The sequence below is a fragment of the Geotalea sp. SG265 genome, from assembly GCF_022808985.1.
Taxonomy (GTDB): Bacteria; Desulfobacterota; Desulfuromonadia; order Geobacterales; family Geobacteraceae; genus Geotalea.
Genome location: NZ_JAKZFT010000010.1, coordinates 40,956 through 59,459 on the forward strand (window position 1 = coordinate 40,956; position 18,504 = coordinate 59,459).

The following is an 18,504-nucleotide window of genomic DNA, read 5'->3' on the forward strand; positions in this document are numbered from 1 at the left end:
GAAATATAAACTGAAACAGGAGCTTTTGCACAATATTTTATCATCTGCCTAATTATGGTGCAGATGATGCATAAAAGGTAGTCGTTTTGCGGGGCTGCCTGCAGTGCTGTCCCATACCATTCCCATGAAGGAGGAGTTGATGTCACCGCAAATTGATGAAAAACTCGAAACAATGTACCAGGAGGTCCTGAAGAGGAACCCCGGGGAAGTGGAATTCCACCAGGCAGTCGCTGAGGTACTGGAGTCCCTGAACCCCGTCATATCGAAGCACCCCGAATACCTTGAGCGCAAAATCATCGAGCGAATCTGCGAGCCTGAGCGGCAGATCATCTTCCGGGTACCCTGGCAGGACGACAATGGCCAGGTGCACATCAACCGCGGCTTCCGGGTAGAGTTCAACAGTGCCCTAGGCCCTTACAAGGGCGGCCTCCGTTTCCACCCCTCGGTCTATCTCGGCATCATCAAGTTTCTCGGCTTTGAGCAGATCTTCAAGAACTCTCTTACCGGCATGCCCATCGGCGGCGGCAAGGGGGGATCGGATTTCGACCCCAAGGGGAAATCCGATGACGAGATCATGCGTTTCTGCCAGAGCTTCATGACCGAACTCTACCGCCACCTGGGCGAGCACACCGACGTGCCTGCCGGTGATATTGGCGTTGGAGGCCGCGAAATCGGCTACATGTTCGGCCAGTACAAGAGGATCACCAATCGCTGGGAAGCGGGGGTATTGACCGGTAAAGGGCTGAAATGGGGCGGTTCTCTGGTACGTCCCGAAGCGACCGGTTACGGTGCGACCTTCTTCATCAATGAAGCCCTGAAGGTGAGAAAGGAATCCTTTGCCGGGAAGACCTGCCTCGTTTCCGGTTCAGGCAATGTCGCCATCTATACCGTCGAGAAAATCCACCAGCTTGGCGGCAAGTGCATCGCCTGCTCCGATTCCAACGGCGTAATTGTTCACGAGAAGGGGCTCGATGTGGAGCTGATCAAACAGCTGAAAGAAGTTGAGCGTCGGCGGATCAAGGACTACGCCGACTACCACAAGGACGCCAAATATATTGCCAACGGCAATATCTGGGACATCCCCTGCCAGGTGGCCATGCCTTCCGCTACACAGAACGAGATCAACGGCAAGGATGCCAAAACCCTGGTCAAAAACGGCTGTATTGCCGTCGGAGAAGGGGCAAACATGCCCACCACTCCCGAAGGGATCAAGGTTTTTCTCGATGCCAAAATCGCCTACGGCCCGGGCAAAGCAGCCAATGCCGGCGGTGTCGCAACCTCGGCCCTGGAAATGCAGCAGAATGCTCAGCGCGACTCCTGGAGCTTCGACTTCACCGAAAAGAAACTGGAAGGCATCATGGTCGGCATCCATCAGCTCTGCCATGACACGGCAGAGGAGTACGGCGCCCCCGGAAACTACGTGGTCGGTGCCAACATCGCCGGCTTCATCAAGGTTGCCGATGCCATGGTTGCCCACGGTCTCGTTTAACTGCAACCACCTGAAGGGCCGGGAGCGATCCCGGCCATTTTTTTCCTCCTGAAATTTTGGGGAAAAGACAGGCAGTCGCGACGTCGTCCGTTCGCTCTGTCGTCCACAGCTGCGGACCTCGCAGTGCCGCCCGCGGGTGGATGCCGCACGGTTCCAAAACAGTGGGTCCCTACTCCGTACCACATGCGGCGGGTGTCCGTTCACCGCTATGGCTCGCCGCTTACTCCCGACGCCCCGCCTGCTTTCTCTGGAAAATATCCCCAAATACTTTCTTATGGACTTCTCTTGCAACAAGCAGATTTCCGTCTCATTTCTTGACTTTTCCTCACTCCTTCCGATAAGATGCGCCGTTATGAAAAAAGCCACCAAACAGATAACCATCGGCAATGTAAAAATAGGCGGGGATGCTCCATGCTCCGTCCAGTCCATGTGCAGCACTGACACCCGTGATGTTGCGGCTACCCTGGAGCAGATCCGGAGACTGAATGATGCCGGCTGCGAGCTGGTGCGCTGTGCCGTACCCGATATGGACGCTGCTGTCGCCCTTGGCCGAATCAAGAGTCAGAGTCCCATTCCGGTCATCGCTGATATTCATTTCGACTACAAGCTGGCCTTAAAGGTCCTGGAGAACTGCATCGACGGCCTGCGACTAAATCCGGGCAATATCGGCGATCAGTGGAAGGTGGCCGAGGTGGTGAAGAGCGCCGCCGAACGCCAGGTGCCGATCCGCATCGGCGTCAACGCCGGATCACTGGAAAAGGAACTGCTGCAGAAATACGGTCATCCCACCGCCGAGGCCATGGTGGAGTCGGCCATGGGCCACGTGCGGATACTTGAAGACCTGGGCTATGACCAGATCAAGATCTCTCTCAAGGCTTCCGACGTGCTCAAAACCGTATCCGCCTACCGCCTCCTTTCCCGGACGGTCGATTATCCGCTCCATATCGGCATCACCGAAGCCGGCACCATTTTTTCCGGCACAATCAAGTCATCGGTGGGGCTTGGCATCCTTCTAGCCGACGGTATCGGCGATACCATGCGGGTTTCCCTTACCGGCGACCCGGTGGACGAGGTGCGGGTCGGTTATGAGATCCTCAAAGCCATCGGTATCAGGCAGCGCGGTATCAACTTTGTCTCCTGTCCCACCTGCGGCCGCTGCCAGATCAATCTGATAAAGGTTGCCGAAGAGGTGGAGAAGCGGCTTTCCGGGGTCGATAAACACATTACTGTGGCTGTGATGGGGTGTGTGGTCAATGGCCCGGGGGAGGCCCGGGAGGCAGATTTCGGCGTGGCCGGCGGACGGGGAGAAGGGCTCCTTTTCAAGCACGGCGAGATTCTGCGCAAGGTGCCGGAAGGTAATCTTGCCGACGCCCTGGTGGCGGAAGTGCTTGATGCGGTGAAGAGTGAAGAGTGAAGAGTGAAGAGTGAAGAGTGAAGAGTGAAGAGTGAAGAGTGAAGAGTGAAGGCGCGCCCTTTGCGCCGTTTCCATAGCGAAAGAGAGACCTTTATTTATGCGTTATTCGCGGTATTTCATACCGACTGTTAAGGAGACCCCTTCCGATGCGGAGGTGATCTCACACCAGCTCATGCTGCGCGGGGGGATGATCCGCAAGCTAGCAGCGGGAGTCTACGACTATCTCCCCCTGGGGCTGCGCTCCATCCGCAAGGTGGAGAACATCGTTCGTGAGGAGATGAACCGGGCTGGGGCAATCGAGCTTTTGATGCCGACCGTCCAGCCTGCCGAGCTCTGGCAGGAGTCTGGCCGCTGGGAGCAGTACGGCAAGGAGCTGCTTCGCTTCAAGGACCGGAAGGATACGGAATTTTGCCTTGGACCGACCCACGAGGAGGTCATTACCGATCTGGTCCGCCGCGAAGTGAAGAGCTACCGGCAGTTGCCTCTCAACCTCTACCAGATCCAGGGGAAATTCCGGGATGAAATCAGGCCCCGCTTCGGCCTCATGCGCGGCCGAGAGTTCATCATGAAGGACGCCTACTCCTTCGACGTGGACGAAAAGGCAGCGGATATTTCGTATGATAAAATGTACCAGGCCTATCGGCGCATCTTCGAGCGTTGCGGGCTTAAATTCCGAGCCGTCGAGGCGGATACCGGCAGCATTGGCGGTTCCTGGTCCCATGAATTCATGGTACTGGCCGAGTCGGGAGAGGATGCCATTGTTTCCTGCACCGCCTGCGACTATGCCGCCAATGTGGAGAAGGCCGAAGCACGGCAGTCGATGGTCGCCGAGCATGCCGATCCCCGCGAGCTGGAAAAGGTGGCGACTCCCGGGAAGAAAAGTATCGAAGAGGTCGCCGGCTTCCTTGCCGTCCATGAATCTTCTCTGGTCAAAACACTGGTGCTTCTGGCGGACAACGAACCGGTGGTGGCGCTTCTGCGTGGCGATCACGAATTGAATGAGATCAAGCTGAAGAATATCCTTGGTTGCGATACTTTGGAAATGGCTGGCGAAGAGGTGGTTATCAAGGTTACCGGCGCACCCACCGGCTTTGCCGGACCGGTAGGTCTCAACGCCAAGATAGTTGCCGACCTGGCGGTGCAGGGAATGAAGAATTTCGTCACCGGCGCTAACGCCAAGGACTTGCACTACAAGAACGTCAACCTGGGACGGGATTTCGCCGTCACCACCTTTGCCGATATCCGCAACGTGGTGCTCGGTGACCCCTGTCCCCGCTGCCAGGGGGGGACGCTTGAGATGTGGCGGGGCATCGAGGTCGGACACGTCTTCAAGCTGGGTACCAAGTATTCCAAGGCCCTGAAAGCAACCTACCTGGATGCGGACGGCAAAGAGCAGATCATCTTCATGGGCTGCTACGGGATCGGTATCGGCCGGACTGTCGCCGCCTGTATCGAACAGAACCACGACGAAAACGGCATCATCTTCCCCATTCCCATTGCCCCGTTTCACTGCATCATCTCCGCCCTCAACATGAAGGAGGATGTGGTACGGGAGGCATCGGAGTCGATCTACGCCCAGCTTGCCGACGCCGGAGTGGAAGTCCTGCTGGATGACCGGGACGAGCGCCCCGGTTTCAAGTTCAAGGATGCGGACCTGATCGGCATTCCCCTGCGCATCGTCGTCGGCAGCAAGAACCTGGCCGACGGTAAAGTGGAGCTGAAGTGTCGCCGGAGCGGAGAGGTTGAGCTGGTCACCATAGGCGAAGCTGTGGAAAAGGTGAAATCTGCCGTCAGTGCGGCATTGAAACAGGGAATCCAATGACCAGAGAAGAAGCACGGGCAAAGATCATTTTCGCCCTGGACGTGAATGAGTTCAGCGACGTGGAAAAATGGGCCGACCTGCTTTCTCCTCACGTGGGAATGTTCAAGGTGGGCAAGCAGCTCTATACGGCCTGTGGGCCGGCTGTGGTACGGATGATCCAGAAATATGGCGGCGAGGTCTTTCTCGACCTGAAATACCACGATATTCCCAACACGGTGGCCATGGCCTCCCTGGAAGCCGCTCGCATGGGAGTGAAACTGTTCAATCTGCATGCCCTGGGTGGCTACGAAATGATGTCCAAGACGGTGGAGACCTTGGACAAGGAGTTCAAGGGGGGCGAGCGGGGAAAGGTGCTGGCGGTTACGATTCTTACTTCGTCGAACGAGCAGACTTTGCGCGATGTGGGAATAAACCTGCCGGTGCCGGAGATGGTTGTGAAGCTGGCGACGTTAGCCAAAAAAGCAGGCATCGATGGCGTCGTCGCATCTCCCCAGGAGGTGCCCCTGATTCGCGAGGCCTGCGGCAACGATTTTCTCATCGTGACCCCGGGGGTTCGCCCTGCCTTTGCTGCCGCCGATGATCAGAAACGAATCATGACCCCTGTGGAAGCGGTAAAGACCGGTGCCGATTACCTGGTCATCGGTCGTCCCATTTCCGCCGCGCCGAGCCCGACAGAAGCGGCAGAAGCCATAATTGCCGAGATTGTCGCCGGCTGACGCAGCGCCGGTGGAGCGATGCCCGCGGCTCCGGTGTGCTTGCAGCATCATCTTCACGTAAAGATTGGGAAATTGATGAAAGACGAAATTATCTACGGGCTCAATTCGGTTATGGAGGCTCTCCGCGGCAAACGTAGAGCCTTCGAACTTTTTGTCGCCGGCAGCCATGATCGGCGCCTGGAAAAGCTACTCGACCTGGCAGAAGAGAAGCGGGTTCCGGTGCGCCATCGGGACAAACGTGACCTGGCCCGCATTTGCGGCACCGACCACCACCAGGGTGTCGCACTCCGCATCGAGCGATTTGCCTATGCCCAACTGGCTGATATACTGGAGAGGAACACTGTTCGCAGCAATGGCCTGTTACTGGTCCTTGACGGCGTGCAGGACCCCCACAACCTTGGAGCCCTTATTCGCAGCGCCGCCTGTGCCGGTGCAGATGGCGTCATTATTCCAAGAGATCGTGCGGTGGGGGTGACGGCAACAGTGGAAAAGGCCTCCGCCGGTGCTGTCGAGACCGTGGCCGTAGCAGAGGTAACCAATATAGCTCAGACGCTGGATGAATTGAAAGGGGCGGGTTTCTGGATCTACGGTGCAGCAGGTGAATCACCCGATTCCATCTATGACCAGAAGCTCACCGGTGCAGTGGCACTGGTCATTGGCAGCGAAGGGGAGGGGATCAGACCGCTGGTGAAGAAGAAGTGCGATATGTTGGTGTCGATCCCGCTACAGGGGGGCATCAACTCCCTCAATGCTTCGGTTGCCGGCGGGATCATGCTCTTTGAAGTAGTCAGGCAGCGGATAAAAAACAGGTAACACCAAACTTTTAGTTGACAAGGCAAAGGCTGTTGGTATATAAACACTAAGTTACCGCGGGGTGGAGCAGTCTGGTAGCTCGTCGGGCTCATAACCCGAAGGTCAGAGGTTCAAATCCTCTCCCCGCAACCAAATAATTTCAAGGGGCTACATTCAATGTAGCCCCTTTTCTTTTACTTATCTGTTGCGACTTTTGTTGCGACTAATATGAATACCTACCTTGCAGTACCTCCTACCTAAGCAGGACAATCCCATTACTAGTTACACTCTTGACGGTTCAGATAACCCACGCCATGTATCAACATTTTCAGGCAAGGTTGCTGTTGAAGGTTGATGGTCTCCCTCCCGAGGTCTTCTTTTATAACTCAGGAGTGTCTAGGAAACCAGTGGCGATTCAATCTGCCGGCATAATTCAAGTTATTCTGCCTACCTTTCTTGATAATGTGAAACATGCTCGTTGCCCAGCTTATATGAGATGTTGATAAGAAGCAACTACTTCGCGGCAGTTCCATAATGTGAATTGAATAAAAGAACTAAACCTCATCCCCAGCCCCGCCGAATAGCTAAACATCATTGAATTTGTAAAAGGGAGAGCTGACCCAGCACCTGTCTTCCATACAGCCGCATTAAACTGAAAGGGTACTCAACATGAAAAGTAAAGGCGTCAAGAATCTTGTTGTGATGATTCTCCTGCTTCTGCCATTGATGGTGGTGGGCTGCAGCGGTAGCGGGAACGGTTCAACTGGCACGGTCATAGTTTTCACCGACGTCCATTTCAATCCTTTTTATGACCCGACTCTTTTCCCGGCGCTTAATGCTGCCGACGCAGGCCAGTGGGCTGGTATCTTCAGGACCTCGGCTATTACCGCTCCTTCCGCATGGGGAGCCGATACCAATTACCCCCTGCTTGCCCTGGCCCTCTCCAGTATAAAGCAAAACCGGGGAGGCAGCCCATTCATTATCTTTACCGGCGACATCCTTGGGCATTACCTTCCGCAACAGTTCTATAAGCAGATCAATGGCACCACAAGCCCGCGCAACGACGCGGATGTCGCAGCCATGAAAGCCTTTACCGACAAGACGATGTCATTTTTCATGCAGCAGGTGAGGGGGGCGGCGGGCGATACGCCGGTCCTGTTTGCGCTTGGCAATGCCGATTCCTACACGGGACTTGGACCCGACAGCAGTTTTCTCGCCGCGACGGCGGAGCTGTATTACACGCAGTTCGTGAACGGTGCGGTGGATCACCAGGCGTTTACCGAGTCGTTCACAAGCGGAGGATACTACGCCGCGGAACCTAAGGGCACGAATCTCATGGTGATCGGACTCAACACCTTCGAGTTTTCCCCCTCCAACGCCTATTTCACCACTGCCACCACCGGCCCTGCGGTAGCTGCGGAACTGGCCTGGCTCGATACGACGCTTGCCTCGGCCCAGGCCAAGGGAAAGAAGGTGTGGCTCCTGATGCATGTGCCTCCTGGTGTGGATATATACTCGACTGCGCGAACCGTTGACGTTGACGGTCACATAACCAGTGCGGTATTGATGTGGGACCAGGGTTACCAGGCGACTTTCCTGCAGATACTTGCCAAATATCCCGGCCTTGTCACACAGACGTTTGCTGCGCATACCCACATGGACGAATACCGGATCATCTCGTCCGATAATGTGGCGGTCACAACTCCCAGCATAGCTCCGTATTTCGGCGATAATCCCGCTTACAGGATCTTCACCTTTTCCCACGAGACTTTGAAGGCCAGCGACTATACGTCCCTGAACTACGATCTCGCCACCATGCCGGGGCAGTTCGGCAGCTATTACACCTTCTCAATGGCGTATCTGATGCAGGGTGGCCTCAATGATTCCCTGTCCAAACTGTATCCCCTGCTACACTCGGACAGTTCAAAGCAGCAGCTTTACCGTGGCTATTATTTTTCCGGGCACGATTACACCGTGCCCAGCGGCGCCATGTCTTATCCCATTACCGACAAGACCTGGCCGGTGTACTGGTGCGGTGCCGGCCATGTCGATGAGCAGGGCTTTATCGGCTGCGTGAACTCCTATTGATGCTCTTGAACCAGAGATAAAGGAGGGATGGAAGACATGAAAAGAAGATGCTTTACGGTGCGGCTGTTCCTGATACTTATCCTGTCGCTGCTTGCCGGATGCAACGGCAGTGATGGCAGTAATGTGGCGACCGCTTCCCTGAGCGGCGACAACGTCAACCTGATCTTCGTGAGCAGCCCCGACTTGGCCTATCACACGGCGGGCGACATCAACCCCGATACCGCAAATCTTACTAGCCAAGGCTTGCAGCGGTCGCTCCTCTTGGCCACCTATCTGAAACAGAAGGTGCTGGGGGATCAGGATGTAACGGCCATATACACGCTGACACCCATGACGCATCTTCAGACGGCCAATGGCTATCCCGACATGGCTGGAATCTGGTTCATGCAGCAGTTTGCCTTGCTCAACCAGTTTACTCTGCCGGTTGATTCTGCCGGGACAACCTATACTGCCAACAGCTATCCCCTCTATTCTGCGTATGCTCCGGGGGCGGTACCCTCCGGAGTCGCCGTGCCGGCTTCATACTGCCCTGACTGTACCGGACTTGATTTCAACAACACCGGAGGGAACAACGACGCCCTGGTGTCAGGCATCATCAACAGCAAGAAGCCCGGCTTTTACATCTTTTCGGCACCTTGGGAGACTATCAGTGCCCTGATGGCAAAGATAAACGGTCAGCGCGGATACAACCTTGACGTTCCCAAGACCTACATGGGGACCAATGTCGTTTATGCATTGTCAATTCCTCCAGCCGGTAATGCCAGCCTGTTTTTCTACAACGCCAACCTGAACCCTTCAGCTGCCTATCCCACGCTCCCCGCTCCGGTGACGCAGACTGCCTGCTCATACGCGCTGCAGCCCTATTTGAGCACCGCCCGAACAGGAGGGGTTGACGGCGCAGTTACTCCGACAAACATCAATAAAAATCAGAAAGTATATATCGTACGACACGCCGAGGCGCATCCCGATTCCATATTCCATTTCGAAGACGGCAACTACGTGGGGGCCGGGCAATGGCGGGCGCTGGAGCTTCCTAATGCCCTGCGGGGGAAAATCAATCCCGATATGGCCTTATCCATCGACCCCGGGCAATGGGCTTTTACGGGGGTGGCCAATATTGCCTACGTCAGGCCCTCATTAACCATAATGCCCTATGCTATCGCCAACAATCTTCCGTACCAACTGGTATCAAGCTTTGGCCTAATGGACCCTAACGAGCCGCAACTGGCCAGTGATTATCTTTTTACCGGCGGTGCCTTTTCCAATAAGACCATTTTGCTGGCGTGGGAGTCGTCACGCATCAAGCCGCTGATAAATGCCCTCCTCTCCAAATATGGCGGCAGCAATCTTCTGCTCCTCCCGACCACCTGGCCGAGTGCCGATTACGACACCATCTGGACGGTGACGCTCGATACACAGGGCAATGTCTCGGTGGATAACGCGCTGTGCGAGGGAATAGATTCGGCCAGTCTGCCGGCAACGGCGCCAGTGTTCTGACTTTAATATCAGGTTGTTGAAAAACTTACAGGAGCCATCATGGCAAAAACCAAGGCAAACAGGAACGAGGAAATCCCAACCACTGGGGACACAACAGTTGCATCGGTCCTCACCCGCCGGAACTTCATGAAATACTCGGTGGGAACATTGGCCAGCATTTATATGGGCACGACCATTTACGGATGCGGTAACAGCACTACCACCAGCAGTCCGGCACCATGGCCCATTTCTAAAGATGTGTACACCACGGTCCAGAAGCAGGTCCTTCCTGTTCCGGTTTCCTCCGCCGAGCCGCAGATCAATCCGCGGGACCTGAAGCTTTATGGGGAATTCGGGTACAGTGCCTGGCGCATCGGGCCGGGCCTGCCCTGCACGAAATGGGAGTCTATTGCTCCCGACTATGCCGGTGCGCCCAATGCCGCCCTTCTGTTGTCGTTCTTCGCCATGACCGACATCCACATCGCGGACAAGGAATCTCCCGCCCAGCCGCTCTATGTCGGGTGGATGCAGTCCTATGGCCCCGCCTCTTACGGATTGTCGTCGGCTTTCTCTCCCGTTCTTCTGGCATCGACTCACGTTTTGGATGCGGCAATACAGACGATCAATGCCCTGCATAAGAAAACTCCCTTCGATTTCGGGATTTCCCTCGGTGATGCCACCAACAATACGCAATACAACGAGCTGAGATGGTATATCGACGTCATCGACGGTAAAATCATCACCCCCAGTTCCGGCTCCCACATCGGAGCCGATACCATCGATTATCAGAAGCCTTTCCAGGCCGCCGGCCTGGACAAGTCGATTCCCTGGTACCAGGTGATCGGCAATCATGACCAGTTCTGGATGGGGTCATCCTGCGAAGATGAAAAAACCCTGGCGGCCCACGTCTCTAACCAGGTCCTCAATATGGACAACAGCCCGGATCCATCGTCAGGTGCCGTGGACAGAACCGGCTATTATATGGGGGTGATCGACGGTGCCGATCCTCTCGGGGCAGTTATCCTGTCGGGGCCGCAGGAAAACTTTGCCACGCCGCCGACAGTTGTTGCCGATCCAGATCGCCGCTCACTTGCGACACGTAGATCGACGACTCTCAACTGGATGAAAGAGTTCTTTTCGACCTCCTCCAATCCGGTCGGCCACGGATTCACCCAGGCCAACCTGGACAACGACTTTGCCTGTTACAGCTTCATGCCGAAGTCTGCAATCCCAGTCAAGATAATCGTCCTGGACGACACCTGCAAGGGGCCGGGCCAGCCCAACTACGCCGCCGGCTGTATCGATCAGGCCCGCCTCGACTGGCTCAAGAACGAGCTCCAGGGAGGGCAGGACAATAACCAGCTCATGATCATTGCGGCACATATCCCCTTCAGGCCCTATAAAAATCTGGTTATCGATCCTGTCCAGGTTGCCTCGTCGCCGCCATTCATGTCTCTCTTCATTCCCAAACCGTATCCCGGCGCCACCTCCGTCGTGAGCGATACCTCTCTCCTTGCAATATTGCAGAACTATCCGAATCTCATCATGTGGATCTCCGGACATCGCCACATGAATACCATTACCCCACAGATCCATCCTACCGATCCTACCCGCAGCTTCTGGGAAGTCGAAACGGCATCGCTCAGAGACTTTCCGCAGCAGTTCCGCACCTTCAGGATATACCGCAACAGTGACAACACCATCTCGATAATCGTCACCAACGTTGATCCCGCCGTTGCGCCAGTGTCGCCTGCGACCACATCACGGGGAAACGCCATTGCCGCGGCACGGATATTCGGCGCCACTCCCAGCATCATTGCGGATGCCACGTCCCGTGCCGTCAATGCCGAACTGGTCATCCAGCTAACCCCTGAAATGCAAACCGTTATCGCCGGGGCAGGGACGCCGGTCAACCCCTGATCTGACCTTATTATCACCAATCTTCTGCAGGTCCAGAAATAGTAGCTTTCCTTAGGTGGACATAGGGCTTGTCCACATCGTCTTCCCTTTATCAAATGGGTAGGGGATTTTGCGATGGAGATAGGCGAAATGTATACTCTGAGACAACAGCTTTGTGACCAGACCTGTATTACTGTTTGGTGCATGTCACACTAAACTCTGAGAGGAACTTCACATGGACCAATTCATGCAAGCAGCTCTGGAAGAGGCTCAAACCGGTCTATCAGAAGGCGGAATACCAATCGGGTCAGTTATAGTGCATGAAGGCAAGATTATCGGCAGGGGCCATAACCGGAGAGTACAAAAAGGAAGTGCTATTATGCATGGTGAGATGGATGCTCTGGAGAATGCTGGGCGCCAGCCTGCCTCTGTATATCGGAACTGTGTGCTTTATACCACTCTCTCGCCTTGCCCCATGTGCAGCGGTGCCATTATCCTGTACGGGATACCGCATGTCATAATCGGGGAGAACCGCACGTTTATGGGGGAAGAAGAACTCCTCAGGTCTCGTGATGTGACTGTTGAAGTGCTGCAAGACGAGCAGTGTATTGGTATGATGGAGGAGTTTATTCGGCAAAGACCTGAACTGTGGAATGAAGATATAGGGGTGTGAACATGAAAGCATTTCCGGGCATACCTCCATGGGCGGTATCGGGCGGCAGTTTCGCCACCATAGGCACCGAAAACCATGGGCTCGTAAGTTGCACAGTCTCCTCTTGGGCGTAAGCTCTGGCCTGACCTGCATTATAGCGTTCAACAGGTCTGGTGCCTATTTCTTTCACTTAGGCGGTTCGCATCGAGGGATGACTAATGACAATTATCGGCAGCAATCAGGAACAAAAAGTTGAAACCAGGTACGAAGTTCGCATTGCAATCTTTCGTGGAACTAATGAAAAACGACTGTTGCGTGGCTATTCAGTCAATATGAGTATCGGTGGATTATATTTGGAAACAGCCGATCTTCTCCCAGTTGAAACGCTACTCCATGTGGAATTCAAGTTACCTGGCAAAGAATATCCAATTGCCTGTAGAGCCAAGGTTGCTTGGACAAACGGGCCTGATACACCCAAAAAAGCAGCGTTGCCTACTGGAATGGGTATTCAGTTTCTCACCCTGTCTATAGATGATATGCATACCATTCGCGACTTCCTCACTCATTATAAGTGCGTTCCCACATGGTAAGACTAGCCGGGCTGCACCTCACCTTCGAGGAGCGATGTCCTATGGTTGCTGGAGATACTTTGGCGCATTATTGAGGCAATGGCGCAGCCGGCTTGCTCATTGCTTGCTCAGCCTGAACCGCTCGACCATCTTCTGCCGGTAATCGACGATATCTTTCCTTAGGGATGCCAACTGCGCCATTTTCTCGTCCACTTTATTGATGTGCTGGTCGAGAATCTCGATCAGGCGCGGAATCACCTTGTCAGTCTGCTTCGCTTCGCCATAGGCTGAATAGAGGTCCTGCATCTCCCTAATGGTAAGCCCCAGTTCCTTCAGCTTCAGAATGAATTTTATTCTTCTGACGTAGTAGGGGGTAAAACCTCTGGTAGCACCATCCTGCCGCTGCACCGATTCGATAATCCCCACTTCTTCCCAGTATCGCAGCGTCCTGGTCGTCAGGCCATATATCTTCGCCAGCTCTCCTATGGATACAACTTCTTCGCCTGCCTTCAATTGATTCATCAGTTTTTCACCTTTACGTAAATTTCTTAATTTTTTAGACCATATTTGATTCCCTGTCAACTGAATGCTGTTCTTGCTTGTTTTACGACAAACGCAGGACAAGGCATTTTGTTCTTAGGTATAAAAATGTTTTATTTTAGATTGACATAAACGTAAACTGGTTATATTTTATCTTCAAGCAGTACTCATCTGTCTCCTAATCCGATGATAGACGAGGATAACGGTGCTGACCATAAAATTGAAGCCTTAGCTATCAGCCTCTGTTCGTTAACAATAACGTCAAGGTCATTACCCGTATATTGGGGAGTATCTCCCCGCAGAAGCTGGTTTTACAGGCTATTGGCATCGCCGGTCACAGCAAATGGAAAGAATGACGTGAAAATGGAAACCAGCTTCGAATCTCCGTGTCGATTGACATGGCAGCTGGAATAATAACAGAGGTTTAAAATTTGGTCCCTGCACCGTTTGACATCTTCAAGTAACAAAGCAACGAGGAGAAATGCTATGCACACAGCCGCTGTAGCACCTTACCAATCCAAGCACAAAATTCGTTTCGTCACAGCTACCAGCCTCTTTGACGGCCATGACGTTTCAACAAACATAATCAGACGAATGCTCCAGGCCTCCGGGGTTGAGGTGATCCACCTGGGGCACAACCGCTCAGTGGACGTGATCGTAACCGCGGCCATCCAGGAAGATGCCCAGGGGATAGCAGTCAGCTGCTATCAGGGTGGTCATGTGGCCTTTTTCAAATATATCTGCGATCAGCTGAAGGAGCGGGGCGCCGGCCATATCCGGGTTTTCGGTGGTGGTGGCGGGGTTATCGTTCCCGACGAGATTTGCGAGATCGAATCCTATGGTGTAAGCAAGATCTTCTCCCCGGAGGATGGCCGGCGCATGGGACTGCAGGGGATGATCAACCATATGCTGCGATTGTGCGACTTCAGCCCTGAGCGCAATGTGGAAACGGAGATCGAGCGGCTGCAGGAGCGGGATATCCGCTCCGTCAATACGCTCATTACCCTGGCCGAGCAGGCCGTTCATGAGCATTCCGAAGGCTACGGCATCGTTCGGGAGCGAATCCGCACCCTGGGGCGAGAGGTCCCGGTGGTGGGGATAACCGGCACCGGCGGGGCCGGAAAAAGCTCCATCACTGATGAGCTGGTGCGCCGCTTCATCAGGGATTTTCCTGAGAAGAGCGTGGCCATCCTGGCGGTGGACCCATCCCGGCAGCGGACCGGCGGCGCCCTTTTGGGTGACCGGATCAGGATGAACTCCATCAACAGCGACCGTATTTATATGCGCTCCCTGGCCACCCGCGATTCCCATTCTGAGCTCTCTGCCGCCATTCAAGACGCCATTGACGTGGTGCGGGGGGCCGGCTTCGACCTGATCATCATCGAAACCTCCGGCATCGGCCAGGGAGATGCCGGGATAGTCAAGATCGCCGATGTGTCGCTATATGTGATGACCTGTGAATTCGGCGCCCCCACCCAGCTGGAAAAGATCGACATGCTCGATTTTGCCGATCTGGTGGCCCTGAACAAGTTCGAGCGCAAGGGGGCGGAGGATGCCCTGCGCAACGTGCGCAAGCAGTACCGGCGTAACCGCAACCTGTTCGAGGCGGGTGACGAAGAACTTCCCATCTTCGGCACCATCGCCTCCCAGTTCAACGACCCGGGCACCAATGTCCTCTACAGAGCGGTCCTGGATTGCCTCAACGACAAGAAAAAGCTCGGTTGGCAGTCCAGCCTTGAGATCACCCAGCGGGAGAGTCTGAAAAATTACATAATTCCCCCGGACCGGGTCCATTACCTGGGGGAGATTGTCCATACGGTGCGCAACTACCGGAAAACCGCAGACGAACAGGCAAAGATTGCCCGGACCCTCTTTCAGCTGAAGGGGACCAAGGGGCTGATGAAGGGGGAATCGGGTGTCGCCGAGTTGAATCAGCTGATCGGCTCTTATGATGGGAAGCTCACTGGCGAGTCGCGGCAGATCATCGAAGGCTGGCCTTCCCTTAAGGCCTCTTATCGTCAGGATGCCCTGGTGACGAAGGTGCGGGACAAGGAAATTCGCACCGAACTCTTCACCACCTCCCTTTCCGGTTCGCGAATCCCCAAGGTCTGTGTCCCCGACTATGAGGACTGGGGGGAAATCGTCAAGTGGAGCATGAAGGAGAACGTGCCTGGCTGTTTTCCCTATACCGCTGGGGTCTTTCCCTTAAAGCGGGCCGAGGAGGACCCCAAGCGGCAGTTCGCCGGCGAAGGGACACCGGAGCGGACTAATCGCCGTTTTCATTACCTTTGCCAGGATGACGGTGCCAAACGTCTCTCGACGGCCTTCGACAGCGTTACTCTCTATGGCGAGGACCCCGACTATCCACCCGACATCTACGGCAAGGTGGGGGAGAGCGGCGTCTCCATCTGTACCGTAGAAGACGTGCAGAAACTCTATGCGGGCTTCGACCTCTGCGCCCCTTCCACAAGCGTTTCCATCACCATCAATGGCCCGGCGCCCATGATGCTGGCCATGTTTTTCAGTGCCGCCATCGAACAGCAGCTGGATCGGTTCAGAACTGTCCAGGGGCGGGAGCCGTCGCCGGCAGAGTATGAAGAGATCAAGACCTGCACCCTGCAGAGGGTCCGGGGCACGGTCCAGGCTGACATCCTCAAAGAGGACCAGGGACAGAATACCTGCATTTTCTCCACCGAGTTTGCCCTAAAGATGATGGGTGACATCCAGCAGTACTTCATAGACAAACAGGTGCGAAACTACTATTCCGTCTCCATCAGCGGCTATCACATTGCCGAGGCGGGGGCAAACCCCGTCTCCCAGCTGGCCTTCACCCTTTCCAATGGTTTCACTTATGTGGAGTATTACCTGTCCCGGGGCATGCACATTGATGATTTCGCCCCGAACCTTTCCTACTTCTTCTCCAACGGTCTCGACCCTGAATATACTGTGATCGGCCGTGTGGCGCGGCGTATCTGGGCGGTGGTCATGCGGGAACGTTACGGCGCCAATGATCGGAGCCAGAAACTCAAGTACCACATTCAGACCAGCGGGAGGTCCCTCCATGCCCAGGAGATGGATTTCAACGATATCCGCACAACCCTGCAGGCGTTGATGGCCCTCTATGACAACTGCAATTCCTTGCATACCAATGCCTACGACGAGGCGGTGACGACTCCGTCGGAGGAGTCAGTGCGCCGGGCCATGGCGGTACAGATGATCATCACCAAGGAGTTGGGGCTGGCCCGTAACGAGAACCCTTTACAGGGTGCCTTCATCATCGATGAGCTGACCGACCTGGTGGAAGAAGCGGTGCTGGCGGAATTCGAGCGGATAGATCAGCGGGGTGGGGTGCTCGGCGCCATGGAGACCCAGTACCAGCGGTCCAAGATCCAGGATGAGTCCATGCTCTACGAACACCGGAAGCATTCAGGCGAGCTGCCCATCATCGGCGTCAATACCTTCCTCAATCCCCGCGCTGACCAGGAGGGGTATCAGGTTCCCGGCGAACTGGCCCGGGCAACGCCTGAGGAAAAGGAGCAGCAGATCCGCAACCTGCGGGCTTTCCAGGAACGAAACAAGGACAAGGCGCCGCTTGCCCTGAAACGCCTTCAGGACACGGCGGTTACCGGCGGCAACATCTTTGGTGAGCTGATGGAAACGGTGAAATACGCCTCACTGGGGCAGATTACCCGTGCGCTGTATGAGGTTGGTGGTGAATACAGGCGGAACATGTAGGGGTGGTATACTTATCTGGCTCACATGCTGCCGTAACCGGACTACGGCGGGTGTCCGCTCGCCGCTACGGCTCGGTCACTCTCTCCCAAAGCCACGGCAACCATTCCAGATATGAAAATTAGTATTATCGCGACCTAAGGAGTTCGCCGATGACCCGACCCAATGACACATCCTACTACGAAACCCTGCCACTCAGCTCCGACCTTGCCTTGCGCCGCCGCTTCATGGTGGTGGACGAGCCGCTGCAGGGGAACCTCCGCTTCGGTCTCTTGCTGGAGATACTGGACCTGGTGGCGGAGCGGGCGGCGCTGAATTATGTTCGCCGCACCTATCCCGATGCGCGAGTAGTGACGGCCGCCATCGATAATATCTTTATTCGCCACGTGGCCGATGTCACCCGTGACATCGTCTTTCATGCCCGGATCAACCACGTGGGACGCAGCTCCCTGGAGATCGGCATAAGAGTCGAGCAGCCGGGTGAGCCGGCAAATCACATCGCCTCCTGCTACTTTACCATGGTGGCCCGCTCCGGAACTGGTGACGATGCGGTCAGTGTGGCTCTGCCGCCGCTGGAATATTGCGACGAGATTGAGCAGTCCAGAGCCGGCAAAGCGGTGGCCGCCAGGGACGAATACCGGCAGCAGCAGTTGCTCTTGTCCGAACCGCCGTCCCGGGATGAATACGAGATGCTTGCAGCTTTGCACATGGCCCAGGAACAGCCCGGTTTCAGCGGCATGCCGGCAGGCAGGCTGGTTGCCGATGCCTGGGAGCGGATGTATCCGGAACAGGAGAACGTGCCCCAGAAGATATTCGGGGGGTACCTGATCCGTCGGGCCTACGAGCTTTCCGCAATTTGCTCGGAACTGGTGGCACCGGATCGTTCCATCATGGCAGCAGTGAACCGGATCAACTTCTTCCACCCGGTCCGGATGGGTGACAAGCTGCATTTCACCTCCCGGGTTGTCTATACCAGCGGCAGCTTTGTCTGTGTGGAGGCAAATATCGAGCGGATCAGCCGGGACCGGACCAGCAAGGCTCTGTCCAATTCGTGCCTTTTTACCTTCGTCAACGTGGACATGGACCTGGTCCATCGGCCGGTGCCGCAGATTTATCCCATTACCTACGCCGAGGATGCCCGTTATCTTGCAGCACATCGGAGCTGTCAATCCATCATCCAGCATCACAGCATCATTTAACAGGCTGGAGACTGAACATGGGCGAATTTCGGGAATCAACACCCGAGAACTGCTGGGGTAAATATAACCCCATGGTGGAGTATTGACCAATGAGGTAATTACACCGGAGAAAATGG

General features: G+C 55.2%; 13 protein-coding genes and 1 tRNA gene. 13 read left to right on the plus strand and 1 reads right to left on the minus strand.

Annotated elements, in window-relative coordinates:
- Positions 1–139: 139 nt before the first annotated feature.
- From gdhA to ML541_RS12645, 11 genes are all read left to right on the plus strand, one after another.
- Positions 140–1,489 carry an NADP-specific glutamate dehydrogenase gene (gdhA, locus tag ML541_RS12595; RefSeq protein ID WP_243373353.1) on the plus strand — a complete coding sequence of 450 codons (1,350 nt, stop codon included), beginning with the start codon at positions 140–142 and terminating at the stop codon, positions 1,487–1,489.
- 352 nt (positions 1,490–1,841) lie between these two features.
- Positions 1,842–2,903 (plus strand): flavodoxin-dependent (E)-4-hydroxy-3-methylbut-2-enyl-diphosphate synthase, encoded by a 1,062-nt coding sequence (gene ispG / locus ML541_RS12600; RefSeq protein WP_243373354.1) that lies wholly within the window; start codon positions 1,842–1,844, stop codon positions 2,901–2,903.
- Between the two features lie 97 nt (positions 2,904–3,000).
- Positions 3,001–4,725: a proline--tRNA ligase gene (locus ML541_RS12605; RefSeq protein ID WP_243373355.1), complete on the plus strand. Its 1,725-nt coding sequence runs from the start codon at positions 3,001–3,003 to the stop codon at positions 4,723–4,725.
- A complete protein-coding gene (pyrF, locus tag ML541_RS12610) occupies positions 4,722–5,441 on the plus strand; it encodes an orotidine-5'-phosphate decarboxylase (protein WP_243373356.1) in 720 nt (239 codons plus the stop codon). The genes ML541_RS12605 and pyrF overlap by 4 nt, the downstream gene beginning before the upstream one ends.
- A gap of 75 nt (positions 5,442–5,516) precedes the next feature.
- Positions 5,517–6,254: a 23S rRNA (guanosine(2251)-2'-O)-methyltransferase RlmB gene (rlmB, locus tag ML541_RS12615; RefSeq protein ID WP_243373357.1), complete on the plus strand. Its 738-nt coding sequence runs from the start codon at positions 5,517–5,519 to the stop codon at positions 6,252–6,254.
- A gap of 55 nt (positions 6,255–6,309) precedes the next feature.
- A tRNA-Met gene (locus ML541_RS12620) sits at positions 6,310–6,386 on the plus strand.
- Between the two features lie 516 nt (positions 6,387–6,902).
- Positions 6,903–8,321 carry a hypothetical protein gene (locus ML541_RS12625; RefSeq protein ID WP_243373358.1) on the plus strand — a complete coding sequence of 473 codons (1,419 nt, stop codon included), beginning with the start codon at positions 6,903–6,905 and terminating at the stop codon, positions 8,319–8,321.
- A gap of 36 nt (positions 8,322–8,357) precedes the next feature.
- A complete protein-coding gene (locus ML541_RS12630) occupies positions 8,358–9,818 on the plus strand; it encodes a hypothetical protein (protein ID WP_243373359.1) in 1,461 nt (486 codons plus the stop codon).
- A gap of 39 nt (positions 9,819–9,857) precedes the next feature.
- Positions 9,858–11,717: a TIGR03768 family metallophosphoesterase gene (locus ML541_RS12635; RefSeq protein ID WP_243373360.1), complete on the plus strand. Its 1,860-nt coding sequence runs from the start codon at positions 9,858–9,860 to the stop codon at positions 11,715–11,717.
- A 214-nt stretch (positions 11,718–11,931) separates the two neighbouring features.
- Entirely contained in the window at positions 11,932–12,369 is a 438-nt protein-coding gene (locus tag ML541_RS12640) for a nucleoside deaminase (RefSeq protein WP_243373361.1), read from the plus strand.
- 197 nt (positions 12,370–12,566) lie between these two features.
- On the plus strand, positions 12,567–12,938 hold the full coding sequence (locus ML541_RS12645) for a PilZ domain-containing protein (RefSeq protein WP_243373362.1): 372 nt from the start codon (positions 12,567–12,569) through the stop codon (positions 12,936–12,938).
- Between the two features lie 96 nt (positions 12,939–13,034).
- Here ML541_RS12645 and ML541_RS12650 read toward each other — a convergent pair whose 3' ends face one another.
- The gene (locus ML541_RS12650) at positions 13,035–13,439 is read right to left on the minus strand and encodes a MerR family transcriptional regulator (RefSeq protein WP_243373363.1); all 405 of its coding nucleotides are present in this window, start codon (positions 13,437–13,439) and stop codon (positions 13,035–13,037) included.
- A gap of 504 nt (positions 13,440–13,943) precedes the next feature.
- On the opposite strand from ML541_RS12650, the gene icmF reads away from it, so the two are divergent.
- Both icmF and ML541_RS12660 read left to right on the plus strand, forming a co-directional pair.
- Positions 13,944–17,192 carry a fused isobutyryl-CoA mutase/GTPase IcmF gene (icmF, locus tag ML541_RS12655; RefSeq protein WP_243373365.1) on the plus strand — a complete coding sequence of 1,083 codons (3,249 nt, stop codon included), beginning with the start codon at positions 13,944–13,946 and terminating at the stop codon, positions 17,190–17,192.
- 149 nt (positions 17,193–17,341) lie between these two features.
- Positions 17,342–18,388, plus strand: a complete 1,047-nt coding sequence (locus ML541_RS12660; protein ID WP_243373368.1) for an acyl-CoA thioesterase — start codon at positions 17,342–17,344, stop codon at positions 18,386–18,388.
- Positions 18,389–18,504: the final 116 nt, after the last annotated feature.

Excerpts from the sequence above, each read along its gene's own strand:
- gdhA (WP_243373353.1), top strand. The coding sequence starts at position 140 with ATGTCACCGCAAATTGATGAAAAACTCGAAACAATGTACCAGGAGGTC.
- ispG (WP_243373354.1), top strand. The coding sequence starts at position 1,842 with ATGAAAAAAGCCACCAAACAGATAACCATCGGCAATGTAAAAATAGGC.
- ML541_RS12605 (WP_243373355.1), top strand. The coding sequence starts at position 3,001 with ATGCGTTATTCGCGGTATTTCATACCGACTGTTAAGGAGACCCCTTCC.
- pyrF (WP_243373356.1), top strand. The coding sequence starts at position 4,722 with ATGACCAGAGAAGAAGCACGGGCAAAGATCATTTTCGCCCTGGACGTG.
- rlmB (WP_243373357.1), top strand. The coding sequence starts at position 5,517 with ATGAAAGACGAAATTATCTACGGGCTCAATTCGGTTATGGAGGCTCTC.
- ML541_RS12625 (WP_243373358.1), top strand. The coding sequence starts at position 6,903 with ATGAAAAGTAAAGGCGTCAAGAATCTTGTTGTGATGATTCTCCTGCTT.
- ML541_RS12630 (WP_243373359.1), top strand. The coding sequence starts at position 8,358 with ATGAAAAGAAGATGCTTTACGGTGCGGCTGTTCCTGATACTTATCCTG.
- ML541_RS12635 (WP_243373360.1), top strand. The coding sequence starts at position 9,858 with ATGGCAAAAACCAAGGCAAACAGGAACGAGGAAATCCCAACCACTGGG.
- ML541_RS12640 (WP_243373361.1), top strand. The coding sequence starts at position 11,932 with ATGGACCAATTCATGCAAGCAGCTCTGGAAGAGGCTCAAACCGGTCTA.
- ML541_RS12645 (WP_243373362.1), top strand. The coding sequence starts at position 12,567 with ATGACAATTATCGGCAGCAATCAGGAACAAAAAGTTGAAACCAGGTAC.
- ML541_RS12650 (WP_243373363.1), bottom strand. The coding sequence starts at position 13,439 with ATGAATCAATTGAAGGCAGGCGAAGAAGTTGTATCCATAGGAGAGCTG.
- icmF (WP_243373365.1), top strand. The coding sequence starts at position 13,944 with ATGCACACAGCCGCTGTAGCACCTTACCAATCCAAGCACAAAATTCGT.
- ML541_RS12660 (WP_243373368.1), top strand. The coding sequence starts at position 17,342 with ATGACCCGACCCAATGACACATCCTACTACGAAACCCTGCCACTCAGC.